At 39.9% G+C, this 14,390-nt stretch carries 13 protein-coding genes; 1 reads left to right on the plus strand and 12 read right to left on the minus strand.

Features of this window, described 5'->3' with window-relative positions; genetic code table 11:
- Positions 1-78 precede the first annotated feature (78 nt).
- The 9 genes from G3T18_RS18740 to G3T18_RS18775 all read right to left on the minus strand — a co-directional run bounded on the left by G3T18_RS18740 (position 79) and on the right by G3T18_RS18775 (position 11,215).
- Positions 79-858 (minus strand): type 1 glutamine amidotransferase, encoded by a 780-nt coding sequence (locus G3T18_RS18740; protein WP_224412107.1) that lies wholly within the window; start codon positions 856-858, stop codon positions 79-81.
- A 73-nt stretch (positions 859-931) separates the two neighbouring features.
- A complete protein-coding gene (locus G3T18_RS18745) occupies positions 932-2,278 on the minus strand; it encodes a Mur ligase family protein (protein ID WP_224412108.1) in 1,347 nt (448 codons plus the stop codon).
- A gap of 145 nt (positions 2,279-2,423) precedes the next feature.
- Entirely contained in the window at positions 2,424-4,754 is a 2,331-nt protein-coding gene (locus G3T18_RS18750; protein ID WP_224412109.1) for an adenylate/guanylate cyclase domain-containing protein, read from the minus strand.
- Positions 4,755-4,895: 141 nt separating this feature from the next.
- Positions 4,896-5,024, minus strand: coding sequence for a hypothetical protein (locus tag G3T18_RS25590; protein ID WP_263480489.1), 129 nt, complete (start codon positions 5,022-5,024; stop codon positions 4,896-4,898).
- Positions 5,021-5,329 carry a hypothetical protein gene (locus G3T18_RS18755; RefSeq protein WP_224412110.1) on the minus strand — a complete coding sequence of 103 codons (309 nt, stop codon included), beginning with the start codon at positions 5,327-5,329 and terminating at the stop codon, positions 5,021-5,023. Before G3T18_RS18755 ends, G3T18_RS25590 begins: the two co-directional genes overlap by 4 nt.
- Before the next feature lie 20 nt (positions 5,330-5,349).
- Entirely contained in the window at positions 5,350-7,248 is a 1,899-nt protein-coding gene (locus tag G3T18_RS18760) for a diguanylate cyclase domain-containing protein (RefSeq protein WP_224412111.1), read from the minus strand.
- Positions 7,245-7,778: a Rab family GTPase gene (locus G3T18_RS18765; protein ID WP_224412112.1), complete on the minus strand. Its 534-nt coding sequence runs from the start codon at positions 7,776-7,778 to the stop codon at positions 7,245-7,247. The genes G3T18_RS18760 and G3T18_RS18765 overlap by 4 nt, the downstream gene beginning before the upstream one ends.
- Before the next feature lie 7 nt (positions 7,779-7,785).
- A complete protein-coding gene (locus G3T18_RS18770) occupies positions 7,786-10,497 on the minus strand; it encodes an OmpA family protein (RefSeq protein WP_224412113.1) in 2,712 nt (903 codons plus the stop codon).
- 67 nt (positions 10,498-10,564) lie between these two features.
- Entirely contained in the window at positions 10,565-11,215 is a 651-nt protein-coding gene (locus G3T18_RS18775) for a hypothetical protein (RefSeq protein WP_224412114.1), read from the minus strand.
- A 319-nt stretch (positions 11,216-11,534) separates the two neighbouring features.
- Here G3T18_RS18775 and G3T18_RS18780 point away from each other — a divergent pair, with 319 nt between their 5' ends.
- Complete coding sequence (locus G3T18_RS18780; RefSeq protein WP_224412115.1) at positions 11,535-12,158, plus strand: thylakoid membrane photosystem I accumulation factor; 624 nt, start codon at positions 11,535-11,537, stop codon at positions 12,156-12,158.
- Between the two features lie 537 nt (positions 12,159-12,695).
- On the opposite strand, the gene G3T18_RS18785 is transcribed toward G3T18_RS18780, so the two are convergent.
- The 3 genes from G3T18_RS18785 to G3T18_RS18795 form a co-directional block, all read right to left on the minus strand.
- Positions 12,696-13,559 (minus strand): NAD(P)-dependent oxidoreductase, encoded by an 864-nt coding sequence (locus G3T18_RS18785; protein WP_224412116.1) that lies wholly within the window; start codon positions 13,557-13,559, stop codon positions 12,696-12,698.
- 124 nt (positions 13,560-13,683) lie between these two features.
- Positions 13,684-13,869: a hypothetical protein gene (locus G3T18_RS18790; RefSeq protein ID WP_224412117.1), complete on the minus strand. Its 186-nt coding sequence runs from the start codon at positions 13,867-13,869 to the stop codon at positions 13,684-13,686.
- A complete protein-coding gene (locus tag G3T18_RS18795) occupies positions 13,862-14,344 on the minus strand; it encodes a type II toxin-antitoxin system VapC family toxin (protein WP_224412118.1) in 483 nt (160 codons plus the stop codon). The genes G3T18_RS18790 and G3T18_RS18795 overlap by 8 nt, the downstream gene beginning before the upstream one ends.
- Positions 14,345-14,390 lie beyond the last annotated feature (46 nt).

Genomic DNA, 14,390 nt, shown 5'->3' on the forward strand with positions numbered 1-14,390 from the left:
AGGATGCAGTTTCGACTAAAGATTTATTTATCCCCCATTTCTAAATTCAGTCCTCTCAACAGTTTAAGGGTTAGTGAGTCAACTATGTAAGTCTAAACGTTTAAACATTGCTTCACGCGCTTGTAAGGCGAGAGAATCATCAAGTTTTGTTAAGAAAATCTCGGTTTGGTACTTTTGATGAAGGGCGGTTTGAATTAACCAGTCGGCGAGGAAGGGATTTTTGGGTAGAAGAGGACCGTGAGAATAGGTGGCGATCGCCCGCCGATAAAATGCGCCTTCGGTACCGTCTTCGCCGTTGTTACCGTAGCCTTTAATAACTTTTCCTAGGGGTTCTACTTGACCTAAATAGGTACGTCCGCCATGATTTTCAAAGCCAATAATTACTGGGTTTTTCCCCAAGTTGGCTTTTAAGTCCTCTGCTAGAGGTGAGGCGGTCAATTCAAAGACTACATTACCGATGCAGCGACGGGCATCTATACCAGGATGTTTGCTGACGAGATCGAGGATTCCTAAGCCTTCAATTCGCTGTCCTAAGGCTGGTTCGTAGTAGTGACCGAGGAGTTGGGGAGAACCGCAAGTAAATACGCCGGGAATTCCTTGTTCGAGGCGATCGCGTAGTTGGTCTGCTTTTGCACCGCGTAAGTCCCGCATGACGATTTCTTGTTGACGATCTTGCGCCCCACCACCGACGAAAATGTCAACATTGGTAAAGGTCGCGGGATCGCTTTCTCGGTCTAAACTGATGACTGATACGTCAATTCCGCGCCACTGACAGCGACGTTTTAAGCAGATGACGTTTCCGCGATCGCCGTAGGTACTCATTAAATTGGGATACAGCCAACCAATCTTTAATTCCATCTTTATTTAAGACTAATTTTTCCAGAAAATATCTTTACTAATTACCTTGACAAATTACGCTTTTTAGGATCGACTATAAAATTTTTCTTCCTGTTAAAATTTCTCGGACTTCTAACATCGCCGAATAGGTAGGAAGAATGTGTAAGGTTTCGTCAGCAGGAGTAATTTCTAAAGCTGTGGTAATCGCTTCAGATAAATTTTCCTTGATGATTAGCTGGAAATTTTCGGGAGTTTGTGCTAATTGTTCGAGACAATATTGTAAGCGCAGGGTCATATCATAAACGCGATCGCCACTCACGACAATTGTGCCTCCTAAGCTGACCAATTTTTCCAGATCTACGTCCCAAATCCAAGATACATCTGTACCATCGGGAAGGCGATCGTTAAGGACAATTAAAGTTGTGGAGGCTTTCCCAGTTTTTTTGATGTCATTAACCGCCCTAATTGTTTCATTCATTCCTACCGGATTTTTTGATAATAAAATGCGGACGTGCTTATTAGCAACAGTTAACTCTTCCGCCCGACCAAAAGCCGCCCGAAAATTCTTAATTACGTCAAAAATTGTTGCTGTATCGATGCCAATTTCTTTAGCTAACAATCCGGCGGCGAGAGTATTATATTTGTTATAAACTCCGATCAGAATTTGACCCCACTCCGGACTATAAACGGCGGGCTGACTTTTGTGAAAACCGCAACTCGGACAGCTAAAATCACCGAGATGAGATAAATAAACTCCTTCATAATCAAGGAGATGTCCGCAACTCGGACAGTAAATTGAATCTACTGCATGAGGAATTTCATCCAGGTAAAGTTCGGGTTCGCTTAAACCAAAAAATAACACTCGCTGACGTAATTGTTGACCCAAGTAAGATAAAGTAGGGTCATCTGCATTGAGAATCACTACAGTATCATCAGGTAAAGGCGCGATCGCCTGCTGCCATCTTTGAGAAATTGTATCAACTTCGCCGTAACGATCCAACTGATCGCGAAACAAATTCAAACCTAAAATATACTTGGGCTGACAATCGCGCAAAACCAAAGGTAAGACATTTTCATCTACTTCGAGAATCGCATAATCAGCATCAAGTTTACCAGTTAATTTCGTACTAGCTAATAACGCCGTCGCCAAACCATTAATTAAATTTGCACCAGTGGCATTATGAACAACTTTTGCACCTTGACTTTCCAGAATTGTTCGTAACAGCAAAGAAGTCGTCGTTTTTCCATTCGTACCCACTACCAAAATTACACCCTTTTTCACTTGGGCGAATAACTGAGGAAGTACCTGAGAATGGACGCGAGTCGCTATTTCGCCCGGTAAAACCGAAGCTGCGCCTAATTTCAGCGATCGCACTAGGGACGTGACTGTTTTCGCTACGCCAACTGCTAAACCTAAACGTACTTTATCAGCTACTTGCATATTTACACCATAATTGGGGATTGGGGATTAGGGATTGGGGACTGGGGATTAGGGATTGGGGATTGGGGATTAGGAAGATAAGGAGGAATTAGCGGATAAACTGATAACTCAACCCAGTCACCAGTCACCAGTCCCCAGTCACCAATTACTTTTTCCCTAATAACAGATAAGTAGTCATTTCTCCTTTGCCTTTAATAGGGATTGTGCCACGTTCTGGCAAAAGATAACGATCGCCCAAACGAGATCGAGTAGCCGCCGTCACTTGAATGCAACCGGGGATACCGTGAGATTCCATACGACTAGCAATATTAACTGTATCGCCCCAAAGGTCATAAATAAACTTTTTCCTGCCAATTACGCCAGCGACAACCGATCCCGTGTGTATGCCAATACGAATTTTAAAGCTTTTTCCGGTTTCGAGATTAAATTGCGCGATCGCTGCTTGCATCTGTAGTGCCATTTCCGCAACTACTTCCGCATGATCCGGACGCTGAATCGGCAATCCACCGACTACCATATAAGCATCGCCGATCGTTTTGATTTTTTCTAGCTGCAACTGTTCGGTGAGGCGATCGAATTCAGAGAAAATTTCATTCAGCATTTCGACTATTTCGATAGCTGGATATTGGGAAGCTAACTCGGTAAAGCCAACCAAATCAGCAAATAGCACCGTCACCGACTCGAAACTATCGGCGATCGTGCTAGTATTCTGCTTGAGACGTTCGGCGATCGCTTCGGGCAAAATATTCAGCAGTAAAGTTTCAGTTTGCTGTTGTTGCTGTCGCAAAGCTTCTTCTGCTTGTAAGCGGGCAGTAATATCCCGAAAAATCCCTCGTGTAGCCACTGGTTTTCCATCAACAAATTTACAATTAATGCTTCCTTCTAAAGAAATTTTTTCACCTTTTTTACTCATTAATGCTATTTGTACTCGTTCGATATTTTCTCCTGAGATAATTTTCTGAAAAGTTGATAAACAATGTTGCCGAGAATCGGTATGGACAATTTCAAACATGGTCATTTTCCGAATTTCTGCGTCGCTATAACCAAGGGTTTCTCGCCAAGCATTGTTAACATATAAAAATTTACCTTCCACATTGACACTTTGAATGAGATCGCTTGCATTTTCAAACAAATCTCGATATCTTTTTTCACTTTCGCGCAACTTCTGTTCGGCTTGTTTGCGTTTAATAAATTGACCGATTTGATTTCCCGTAGCCGCCATCATTTGCAACAGTTCTGGATCTGGTGGCTGTTGTTTGCTGCTAAAAAAAGTCATCACTCCTAAAACTTCTTCTCGTTCTTTAATTGGAAAACCAAAAGCCGAGTTTAGTCCTACTTTAACAGCAAAAGATTGTTTGCCAAAATAAATATTATTAATCAGATCGGTAATCCATTTGGGAGAACCACTTGACCAAACTATTCCTGCTAATCCAAATCCGGCTATGAGCGTAACTCTACCCGTAACTTCAATAAATTCTGTAACTTTTTCCTCGGGTTTAGACCAAATTTTCACTCGTTGCAAGCAGTTGGAATTGGTGTTTACAAGTTCGCTTTCCGAATCAAAAACTGGCATCCAAAGTTCGCCTATTTCCCATTCTAAAGATTCACAAACTGCTTGCAATATTTTTGGGGTTGCTATTTCCAAATCATGGGATTCAGAAAGAATTTTTGCTAGCGCATACTGGGCGGTTAGACGCTGTTGCGTTCGCTTGCGTTCGGTGATATTTCGTCCCACATAAATAAACTCATAAGAGTCTTTTATTTCTGTTTCTGCTACAGAACAAGAAAAAGCAACAATAATTTTAGTTCCATTTTGACAACGACAAACGACTTCGAGAATTAATTCTTTTTTTTGTAAAAGATTTTCATGATGCAACGATAAATCAAATTGAGGATTGTCAACCAAGTAAGTTAATTTTTGTTCGAGTATTTCTGTTTCTAGATAGCCAAATAAATCGCAAGCAGCTTGGTTGACTTTTTTGATTTTTCCACTTGCGGTAGTAACTACTAAGGCGTCAGCTATGGAAGTAACAATTTTATTGGTATAGTCGCGAGTTTTTTCTAAAGCATTAACTAATAATTGAGTTTCATTTGTTGCTTGAACCAACGTTTGCTCTAAACTCATTTTATCAGTCACATTCTCGAGAAAAATAATTAAACAATTACAGTTATTTTTTGAGTCAAAATATTTGTTAAAATAAAGATCGAAATAAATATTTTCTTGGTTAAATGTCTGACGAGTAATTGCTTTTAAATCAAAGTAATCTTGCTCTCCGTCTAAAACAGCAACTAAAATTTCTTCGCAGCCAAAAAGTTCGGGAAAACCGTTACGGATATCTTCTCCGATGGTAAGCTCGTCTACAGAATCAAAAAACTGAGTAATTCCAGGAGAGTAGCTAAGAATAATCAAATCTCGATTGACTAATATATAACTGATGTGGTTGGGGGTAATTATATTTGGTAAAAAGTGTTTCATACCTGCTAGTCCTAAACAAGATTTTTCACATTGGTATAATTAAGGTTATACCTGCTTGGTGTGATTGACTGTGAATCTCGCTCGGAGTTGTCTAAGGGAGTGCTAACAGGAAAGAGAGCTTTAATTTAGAGTGCGATCGCGTTAAATAGTTGATGTCAAAAAAATATTTTTAACTGCTAAAGCATCTACAGCAATTATCTCTCGATCGGCAGTGACTAACTCAATTTCAAAATATAACTCTCCATTGTTACCAAAATAACCTTGAATCATATTTTCCCCACACACCCAGTTTCATTCAGACGCTTTTCCAAAATTCGCGCATTGGGGTACTTTTGTCGAGCTTTTTGAAAAGCAACTTCTGGATCGAGATCGACAAAATACTCGCCGCTTTCTGGTTCGATTATAATTGCCCAGTTATAATAATCGCCTACTAATTCAGGATAGACGCGCCAAAATATCTCTCGACAGCGTTGGGCGAAAGCGTTATCTGCGGCGGTGCGTTGGGCTATTTCTGTCGCAGAAAGACGAGGTTGAGAGGGAAATAAAGGCGTTTTGCGGGAAGTTTTCTCAGTCATATCGCTCAATAACACTCAGGTTACTTTATTATATGAGCCGCAACGACACGCGATCGCCCGGTTTCTTTGGCTTGTTTCAAAGCGCGATCGGCAGCTTCGACTAAATTTTCGGGAGTATAATTACTGTCAGGAATCATGCTCGCAACTCCCAAACTGAGAGAAAGATATGCGCTCGCTAGCGATCGGTGATGAGGTATCTTTTTTTCGAGGATAGTCAGACAAATTGTTTCTGCGACGTGGATAGCGCCTGGTTGAGAAGTATTAGGTAAAATAATCGCAAATTCATCACCACCATAACGAGCTACAAGATCGGCGGAACGTTTGACTAATTCAGACAAAATATTAGCTATTTCTTGCAAACAAAAATCACCCGCCAGAAGCCCATAAGTATCGAGATAAGCTTTACCATAATCAAGATCGCAGAGAATTATCGACAAGGGTTGTTGCTCGCGGTAAAGTCTGCACCACTCAAAAATAAGACGTTCCTCAAAAGTACGACGGTTAGCTAATTTGGTGAGCGGATCGATAATTGCTAGTTGGGTTAATTCTTGATTAGTAAGTTGTAATTGTTGGTATAATTCGGCTTGCTGAATAGCTATTGCCAGTTGTTTGACAAGTTCTTCAATTAAATCAATCTCCCATTTTTCCCAGACTCTTATTTGAGTTTGATGAACAATTAAAAAACCCCATAATTTTCGCGATAAAATACCTAATTGACTATTAAGAAGGGCAGCTTTACACAAAATTGGGATTACTAATTCAGATTGTACTGAAAACTCTTTCAGGGTTTCTAAATAACTAGGAGCAAAGTTAGCTGTTTCCAGGTTCGATCTAGCGCTTATTTTTCCTTGTTGATAAGCTTGAAGTAAGCTTGATTCAAACTGAGGATAGGCAGAATTATTAACTAACTCAGGAATAGATCGATCGGCGACAACTTCAGCTTTTGAAGTTAAAGTAGAACCAGGTAAAAACTGATAAATTAAGACGCGATCGCACTCAAAAAAGTCCCGCACTTCTGTCACGATTGAGTTAAAAATCTCTTCTAATTTCAGCGACTCCCGCAGTTTCTCACTCACCAAACGCAAAAAGCGCGATTGTTTCCCCGATAAAAACAATTGCATTTCAATTTGCTTGCGTTTAGTGATATCTCTGCCAATAAAAACCAAATCACTATTTGTGGTTTTCTCTGACGCGATCGCTACACCAACCTTGCGGTACACCGCTTGGGTTGCTGGCGCTATCCCGCCAATCGCTGCACCAGAAAAAGCGACAAATATTTGTTCTCCAGTTTTCTTGATACAAGTCACTTCAGAATATTTACCTAACAAGTTTTCCGGTAAAAAGTTTTCTCGATCTTCGCTCAAAAGAACTGAGATTGGTTTACCTATTAACTCTTCTCGCTCGTAACCAAAAATTTCAACTGCGGCGCGATTTGCTGTTTTAATTTTTCCTGTTTTCGTCGTTACCAACAAAGCATCAAGCATCGCAGAAATAATTTTATCAACATAATCTTTTGCTGCTGATAAATCATTTAACAACAAGCTATATTCATTCGCACCTTGAACCAATCTTTGTTCGATAATTTTACTTTCTGTAACATCTTGAATGACTAGAAGTAAGCGATCTTCTTCTCCCTGAAAATATAAATCGAAATATAACAAATTTCCCTCAGCCGAACTGCGAGCAATTCCTTTAAGATCGAATTTTTTTTTCCTTCCATCAATAATTTCGCTGAGTAAATCTTCTAGACCAAATAATTCCGGAAAACTCAAACGCACATCAGATCCTACTTGGGGTTTTTCAGCAGGATCGGCAAACTTTCCGACCCGAGGAGATAGTTCTTGAATCAGAAAATTTTTGTTAATGACTAAATATTCTATTTGGCTAAGAGCTATAACTTTTTTTTGGTCAATTTTCATTTTATTTTCAGCATATTATAAGCTAATTTGTGAAAAATTTCATCGACATCTTTCCCGGTTTTTGCTGATGTAGTATGAGCAGCAATTACTTGGGGTTGTTCGGGAAAATGAACAAGTTTAAATTGTGCTTCAAGTTCTTCTTCGCTAACCAAATCTAATTTATTCAAAGCAATAACTGCAAGACCTTTGGGACAAACCGAAAAAAATAAATCGAGATGTTGCTGTAGATTCTCAATTGTTTCCGAACGAGTTACATCAGCAACAATAATTGCTCCTTTCGCTCCTTGTAAATAACTAGGTGCGATCGCTTTAAACTTCGTTTGTCCTTCAATATCCCAAACGATCAACTGTACTTGCTGATTTCCTGTCCCTTCTGGAGCAGGTACTTCAACTGATTTGCGGGAAATTTTTACTCCTACTGTTGATAAATACCGATCGCTAAATTGACGGTCTACAAAGCGGCGAATTAAGCTTGTTTTGCCAACGCTAAAATCACCAACTAAACAAATTTTTTTAGAAATTACTGACATACTTAACTTACTCTTCTTGCGTACTTATGTATGGCTCAAATCTAACTACTCTACTCAAGCGTAACGGCTGATTAATAGCAATATTTGGAGGACTTTCTGGACTACCAAAAATTTCTAATCTTGTTGCTTCAATACCTCGCTTTTGCAAAGCATCTCGAACAGTTTTAGCTCGTTTAATCGCCAGATCTTCATTTTGCTCTTTTGTTCCTTGACGATCTGCGTGACCAATAATTTTTAACTTGACTTGGGGATTTTGCTTGAGTAATTCGCTAATCGGAATCAGTGTCTTGTTTATTTCTGATAAATTCAAGTTGGCTGAACCGGAATCAAAATAAATTCGCTTTTTTAAGAGAGGTTCTCCTAGTTGAAAAACATTAACAACCGATCTAACTCCAGGAACTTGCTCTAAAACTTGAGTAACTTTTGCAACATCGCTAATTTGAGCGATATTACCGTTAACTGTTACTTTCCCAGCTTCGTAGCGAGCAAAAATTTCGATTCCTTTTTTTTGATTGAATAAAGATGTTACTCGCTCTATTTCTGCTATAGTTAATTCTGGATTTGTCGGTACATCAACAGCGATAATTTGGTTATTTAAGTCAAAATTTGGTGCAATTTCACCTGCAACTTCACCTGCTAAAGAGCGTAAAGATTCGCTCGGTACTCGTCCTTTTAAAATTAATTTATCTCGCTTGAATTCTGGAACTAGGCGATAAACTGATAACTCAGGAGTTGCATCTAAAGCTATGGCTGTTTTTGTTTCAATTCGGCGAGCTATCCAACTACGATACTGGTAATATCCCCCAGGTATTCCTAACAGAAATAGTAAAAGTAAGCCCAGTTTTAAAAACCCTAGAGCAGGGGTTTTTTTCTCTCTGTCTTCAGTTTTCTTATCGGCTTTAAGTAATGCTTTTAAAAATTCTTCAATCGCTTCAGGAATTGTGCCTGGATCGCCGTCAAATTCTTGAATTTCACGATCGTATTCTTCAACAATTTTCCCTAGAGTAGCGCGCATTTTTTCAATAAATTCTTTTGATGGTGCGCCATCAATTACCACTGCTAGATAGCAGTATCCGGCTACTTCAATAACAATTTTTGAGTTACCGTATTCAATCTCTGTTAGTTCCGAAACTTCGCCATTTTGGACAATACAATCGTAGACAAAACTCCGGATCGCGGTTAGCATTCCGGCTAACATATCGCCTTCTAATTTTTGTGATTCAATCGGTTGTACGTCGCGAATTAGTAAGCCAGAAGTTTTGTGAATTAAAAAGATAGCTTGGATCGAAAATCCTAAAGATTCTCGTAAGATTAATTCGGCTTCCGAAACTCCTTGAAAAGCAGCACGCATTTTGCGGCTAATTCCTTCTGGAGAAAGGGCGCTTTCTACTTTTTGATTAATACTTTGCACTACTTCTGTCATGTATTTAGCAACAGTATTACCAATTACTGGATATAGTGCATCTACCATTGCGTCACGCTCGTAAGCAATTTGAGCCTTGATTGCTCTACCCATTTCCGGACCGAGAGTTTTTGCGATCGCACCTTGCTGAAGTCTGATTTGTTCCCGGATAGCGATCGCGATTTCGGGAGCGATCGCGCGCGCGATCGCTTCTGGTTGTTTTTCGATTTCGTGAGTAATTGCTTCTGGGAGAATCTCCGCGAGGATACTACTCATTCCTCGTAGGTTGTACAAACCTCGCTCTTGAATTAATTCGTCAACTACGGGTGTTAAGGTTTCTATCATGATTTCCCGCGAATCGTTGACGCGCATTTTTAATAATTCGGTCATTAAAGGTATGAGCGGATTAATTAATTCTGTCGGTTCATATACTTGATTTTCTAACTCCTTTAATTTAGCTTCGAGATTAATAATTATTTGACGCAGTTTACCTAACTCAGCACTGTCTGTCGTTAGCACTTCCCCTCGCTCGACAATTCCAGGAGTTATCTTTTTTTGTTCTTTGTTTTCTACGTTCGCTCCTACCGAAATATTATTTTTTTCTTCTCTTACTACTCGCTGATTTTCTAACTCGCTCGCTCCAGCTGTTTTTTCCCACTCTAACTCGATAAACTTTCGCTTCTCAGGTTCGGTTTTACTTTCTACTTCGGCTAGTTTTTGGCGCTCTTTTTGGGCTATTTCTGACTCAAATTTAGTCGCTGGCAAACTTCTGCGCTCGGTCTTGCTTTTTTGTTCAATTTGTGCTAAAGTATTACTGTTAACTTCGGTCTCCACAGAACTACCTACAGCTTTACCCGACTCTGAATCAAAGAGCAAATTTTCTAAACTCGACCAAAGAAAATCGAGTTCCGCAGAATTATTTGACAAATCTGTTACTTCGTTACCAGTTTCCTGGGATTCATTTTTCTCAGATTTTGAGTCAATTTCGTCAGCAACTAGCTCTCTTTCGGGGAAAGAAAAAAGTGGCGATCGCGGATTATCTTCCTGGGAATTTCTCCCTACCCAATCCCCTTTTTCTTGCTCAACATTTACCCTTGACTGTTTTAACTTTTTCTTTTCTAAACTCGATTTAAATCCTGAATTATCCTCAGCCAAAATAACTTGAGAATCTGGCGTTAAGTTAGCATCTAAAATACCTAATTCCCACAACAATTTGAGCAAATTTTCTAATTGTTCTCGGTTATTATTATTGCTAGATTCATCAGGCAAAATTGATTTTTCTCGATCGCTATTAGAAGATAATCTTGAACTTTTCATAAGCTGCTATCGGTTACTTTTTCAATGCACCTTTTTCCTCTTATATTATTTTCAACATATCCTTACCTTATTCTTGGATTTTAGTATCCCGCTCGATCGAATGTTTCTTTTCTTCATTTTTGCCATCATCAGGTAACAAAAACTCTGCCTTCATTTTACTATCTGCTGCTTCTTTCAAATCGGGAACAAAATCCGAACCTTTAACTTTGATACAAAGTTCAAATAAAACTTCAGCAAGATCGTCCCGAGAAATTTTAGTTTCTTTCAGGTTAGCAAACCGCTTTTGCAGTTCTTCCAAGACCAAAATTTGTAAATTGTTTACCTCTTGATTTAACTTTTCTCTGGATTGTTCTAATTCTGAACTCAAAGCATTAGTACGACTATTTAAATTACTATGAATAGTTTCCATGCGGTAAATGACTTTTTCTCGTTCTTCGTCAGTTTGTTGACGAATTTTAGTCATTTCTTCGTGACTAGTCAAACTGAGATATTTAAGTTTTTTCTCCCAAGAATCTACAGCCGCATTTAAATCAGCCGAGAAAGAATCTTGAATTTGCTGAAATTCTTCGCGCATCTCTTGCTTAAGTTCAGCTAACTCTATTTCAACTTTTTGAAAGCGTTGCTCAAATTGGCGCGTTTTGTCACCAAACAAAAGGTCGCGAATTTGCTCAATATTACCGAGTCTTTCCCGCATTTCATCTTTACTAAGATCGGACATGATTACTTTTTACCTGCCTGTGAAATTGTTTAGTCTGAATATACAATAATTATGGTTTATACTTTAACATAAGAGTTGCTGCTTGGGTGCATGATTGGCATCAAAAAGCAACTCTTGTTTGACTGTCTACTCCTACCAATAGTCTAGAATATCGAAATTAATTGTCAAAAGGAAAGATGTTGGTAAAATTTATTACAAGCAGATAGTGCGAGGGGGAAACGCCAGTAAAAACCAAGAACAGCTAAAATAATAATTCAGCGCGATCGCTCGAGTTAGTTGTGAATATCTGGTGAAAATAAGGATTCGACATTTGAATTTTATGATTTTTTGGCAAAGGCTACGCCGATCTTGTGGTACTATAGTTTTTAATCAGGCGATCGGGGGACATCTCTGGAAGCGTGTAGTTTCAGTTTCCTTAGTAACTCTGTTCAGTTTGTTTGCTTGTCTGGTGTTAAATACATCACCAGCCCTAGCAGGTATCGATGACGATCGCTTCGATGGTAATATTTTCGCACTTTATGGGGGCAATGGTTCTCTGATTCCGCCGCGAATATCTTTGGCTGAGTCGATGAAGTACGAAAAGCCTGCGCTGCTGGTATTTTATGTGGATGATAGCAGCGATTGTAAGCAGTTTGCGGTGGTGGTTAATCGGTTACAATCTTTTTACGGTCGCGCGGCTAGTTTTATTCCGATTGATGTTGATTCGATTCCGATTAAATCTAGTTATAGTCCCGACGAACCGGGCTATTATTATAAAGGTGTAGTCCCGGAAACAATTTTGATTGATGAGTCGGGTAAGGTTGTTTATGACGGGAAGGGACAAGTTAAATTTGAGGATGTAGATGATGTGTTTCGCGAGGTGTTTAATTTGTTACCTCGTTCGGAATCAGTGGAACTCAAGTTACGTTCTTTTAATGAGTTTAACTCGGAATTAGAAGAATAATCTTCGCTTTTTAGAGACGTTGGCTGCAACGTCTCTACATTTACCAAAAAAAATGGGTTTAAAGCCTCGCTGTTCTACGGCGACTTTGATTGAAAAGAAACTAGAAAGTTAGTACAATAGTTGATCGCGAGTAAAACGAAAATCTACGTGATTCTTCGCTCTAGTAGGTCGAAATCCCGGTAAGTAAGAAACAACGGTTAGATTGGCTCTAACGGCAGTATGACTAAACCACTGCAAGCTTTCTTCAGAGCGAGGAGCGTACTAAACTAGCTGAGTGATGGATGTTTGAAAGCATAAAACTCAAAAAAGTAAGCGCAATATATGCGGCTATATGTCAACATATTGAGCGTCTAGAGGCAACTTGACTGTGCCGGCAAGAGGAAAGAGAACTACTTGTGAATCCCCTCCCTTTAGCAACGCGGAGGGAGGGGAGTAGTCAAATCGATCGCCGATCGCGTTTTACCTAAGTTAATTAAATCTTAACCCGATCCGTAAACAAACGGTTAGACAAATTCGGTTTTCCTTCGTGGGCTATGTTTAGTTCTGGGGTGCGATCGCGTTATACACTGAGGAGTAGTCTTCTTCCTGCAAACCCATTTGCATCGCTTTGGTCACGATTTGCTGCACGCCTTCCAAACCAGTAATATCTAAATTGTCTAGTTGTGCTTGTTCGAGAAACAAATTTATGTCTTTCAGTAGATGTTTTGTGGGAAAATTAGGGTCAGCGAAATTCCGTGCTTCCATACGACTCAATTTCTTATCAAACGTCGGCGCATATAAAGCACTCGATCGCAATATTTGCATAAATTGCTCAACGTCCACCTCTTCCCTTTGAATTAAACCCAAACTTAGTGCAAAACCAGTAGTTAAAGCCGCAATTAATTGATTCAAAGCCAACTTCAGCGCCGCAGCCTTACCCACACTTCCAATTAACATTGGTTCCTCGCCAAAATGCTGTAACAATTGCAACCATTGCTGATATTGTGACTCAGATGCACCCACCATCACCAATAACTCACCGCTTTTAACTTGGGGAATACTACCCAAAACTGGCGCTTCCAGATAATTACCACCAGCCGCAACTACTTTAGCTTGAATATCTCTGCTTTGGGCAGGTGCGATCGTACCCATTTGAATTATCGTGCGATCGCGCAAACTTGTCACCGTCTCTTCAGAAAAAATAACTTGCGCGATCGCCTCCGCATCAGCCAACATTAAAATAGTACAATCAGATCCTTTAATAGCCTCCCGTGGAGTATCCGCAACCTCAGCCCCAGCCTTTTGCAAAGATGTCAACTTCGATTTAGTGCGATTATAAGCCATTACCGCCAGATTTTGCGCCAACAACCTTTCCACCATCGCCTCACCCATCAAACCCGTACCAATAACACCAACCTTCATCAAAAATCTTCCTTAAACGCGAATATTTCACCTCCACCTTACCGTCAACACCCCTTCCATATAACAAATAATCTAGCCCGCGAAGGGGGACCTAGTTCGTGTAGCCGCCCGTTTACGGGTTCGGCTATGATTGGTTTGTTTTTGCTAACTTCTCCTCACCAGACTTCCCTTGCAGAGACACCACCCTTCTCCCACTTGCAGCCTGCTTCCTCACCAAATCAGCAAAAATTGCATCCAAATCGTAATTAAAAGACTTCGCGTGTTCCTCACGAATGCGATGAATTTCTGCTAAAATCTCATCTTTACACATAATTTTCTCCTAATAATTCCAGAGGCGTACAAATTATTGGTAACGTATAGCCAAAATCCCCACAAATCTCAGCCAGCTTTTTCTGAATCTGAGCATTAGCAATATGCTTACAGTTCCAAGTTAGCAGATAATTTAACTCATGAACCGTTGCGGCGGCAATCTGAATCGCATCATTAGCAGCTTTTGCAGGAAGATTACTTCTTTGGAGAAACTCTCTTGTTAACTCTTTTACCACTTGATTAAGTTCGATTAACTCAATTCCGTCAAGCATCTCCAGACGTTTAGCCGCAATTTCCGCATCTCCACGGGCTACCTCATCCAAAACCACTTGAGAAATATAGAGAGTAAAATCATGGCGATGAAATTCCCACCAATCTCTTGTCAATTCTATATGTGCAGCCACGATTAAATTGCGCGTCGATCTGGCGGTAAGATATCCCAGGATACTCGTTTCGATGTAGACAGTTTCACTCATAGCTTGCAAGCTCTTAGTTTCTCTATCGTAACCCGAATCACGAGCC

Origin of the sequence: Oscillatoria salina IIICB1, from assembly GCF_020144665.1 — a bacterium.
In the GTDB taxonomy this organism is placed as follows: domain Bacteria; phylum Cyanobacteriota; class Cyanobacteriia; order Cyanobacteriales; family SIO1D9; genus IIICB1.